Consider the following 2,034-nt stretch of genomic DNA (forward strand, 5'->3'; position numbering starts at 1 on the left):
CCCTCAGGACATCGGCCGCCGTGTAAGCCCGGGTCTGGCGGAACCATGCACCGAGGAACAGCCAGCCGATGAGATATGCCGAGCAATTGGCCACATAGATGACCAGGAAGGTGGGGCCCGCATCAAACGCCGCCGATCCGTTTCCCGTGAACGTGAAGGCACTGATTCCGGACATGAGCATACTGGTACCAACTAGCCACCATGTGCCCTGCGCGCCACCGCGGACAAAATCGCTCATGTTTTTGGTCAGGCTCTTGAATCCGAAGCCCAGCCCCATGATGATGAGGAGGTAACACCCTAAGGTTATGTAGTCGTCCCTTAAAAACCTCCTGAGAGGCATTGGGGTTGAAGGTTGAGGCCGAACCCTGTTCGGAGGGCATTGACCAAGGTTCTTAATAAGCGGGCCAAATTGAGACAAAAAGAGGATTCATTGATCCACTTTTTCAAGTTCCAGGCAGCTGCGGCCAGCATCAGGTTCTGGCTGGCCCCGAGTGCTCCTTTGAGGAAGCATCTCGCCATCCGGAAGTCGCTCTTAAGATGCCCGATGACCGGCTCGATGGCTGCCCTTCGGGCGAACCGTATTCGGTCCTTTCGTTGCCGGTAATAGCTGCCCGTTTTCTTCTTTCTATGCGGGGCAAAGATTTCCACTCCGGAGACTTCGGATTTGCCCTGGTACCCGCGATCCACCAGCGCAGATTTGTAGTCCTTTTCACTGACACTCTTTGCCTGGATCAGGGTCATATCCAGGGTGTCTCCATCCCAGATGTTCTCCTCGAAGCTCACCGCCCCGACGATCACTCCGCTGTCGCGGGTCATGGCCACGGAGGCTTTCCTGCCAAACTCCCACTTCTTGTGTGCCTTCCCCTTTCCGATACAAAGAACACTCGGATCGTGCAGGCTGTAGATCTTGTCTTTGTCGCGACGCTTCTGCGACAAGACCTGCTTGTACAGGTCCAGCTCTTCCCGGTAGGCGCTCACCCAGATCCGATCAGCTTTGCGCTCAAACTCCCGTATCAAGCGGCCTGCATAGGTCTTGAGCTTTTTCGCCGCCTTGCGCCGGTCCTTCACCAGACGATTCGACCGAGTCCGCAAAATGTAGAGCAGATGCGGCACCTTCCGTTTATAGGAATGATCCCATTTGATGTCCACGTCCTCGCCCAACTTCCACATCTTCTCGATGATCTTGCGCCGCAACTTCACGTCTGTGGGATGCGTTACATTTGCCTCCTGCACCGTCGTGTCCACGACCACTTCATCTTCTTCCTCGATCTTTTCGCGGTGCAGATACACCGTCGCCTTGAAGATCTCCTCCACACCTTTTTCACTAATCCGGTTACGGAAGTGCACCAGGTCGCTCGGGTTGCACGGCTGACCCCACTGGAAGAACTGCTCTCCACAAAAATACTGCACGTACGGATTGTCCCGCCATAGCCGGCAGACTTCTTCGTCCGACACATTTTTCAACTGCTTCACCAACAGCAGGCCCACCATCTGGCGGATAGCTTTCGCCGGTCGTCCAACCTCGGCATAGTATCCTTCAAAGGCTCCCTCAAACCGCTCCCACGGCAACTGGTTCGCCAGCTTGTACAACTCATGGCGCTGGTCCAACAGGTGCTCAAGATCCTGTTCAAACAATCCTTTTTCTCCTTGTTTAGAACGCTTTTTCGGCTTCATTATTTCGATCAGTTTTTTGCGGTTTCACCTTATTTTCTGATCGTTTTGAAACGCCGACGCAAGAACTTTGTAGTTGTTTATCAGTACTTTATGCCTTTTTCAGGGGCGACTACTTAAGAGCCGGAATTTTCTCAAGAGGTAAATCCAATTGCGCCAACCTCCAGTTCGTCTCCAGATCTTTGTACATCTTGATGGTAATTCCAAAAAACCGGCTGATCTCGGGCATTGCCGATAAAATAGACCCTCGCGTAAATGTCTGACCATACATCTGATTACCTGATTTCAGGCAGCACCCTCCCCGCCTCCTCCAGAAACTGCCGTCCTATCGCCTCCCAGGAAAACTCCCGCCGGATCCACTCC

Annotated in this window: 2 protein-coding genes; both read right to left on the minus strand. The window is 53.4% G+C overall.

The window, feature by feature from the left end:
- On the minus strand, positions 1–238 hold a 238-nt coding region (locus RQ738_RS13575), incomplete at its 3' end, for a hypothetical protein (protein ID WP_314165853.1).
- 80 nt (positions 239–318) lie between these two features.
- Positions 319–1,674 carry an IS5 family transposase gene (locus RQ738_RS13580; RefSeq protein WP_314165854.1) on the minus strand — a complete coding sequence of 452 codons (1,356 nt, stop codon included), beginning with the start codon at positions 1,672–1,674 and terminating at the stop codon, positions 319–321.
- Positions 1,675–2,034: the final 360 nt, after the last annotated feature.

The organism is Sulfuriflexus sp. (assembly GCF_032250955.1).
Classification (GTDB): Bacteria; Pseudomonadota; Gammaproteobacteria; order AKS1; family AKS1; genus Sulfuriflexus.

Bases quoted from the DNA above. Each gene is read 5' to 3' on its own strand.
- RQ738_RS13580 (WP_314165854.1), bottom strand. From the start codon at position 1,674: ATGAAGCCGAAAAAGCGTTCTAAACAAGGAGAAAAAGGATTGTTTGAA.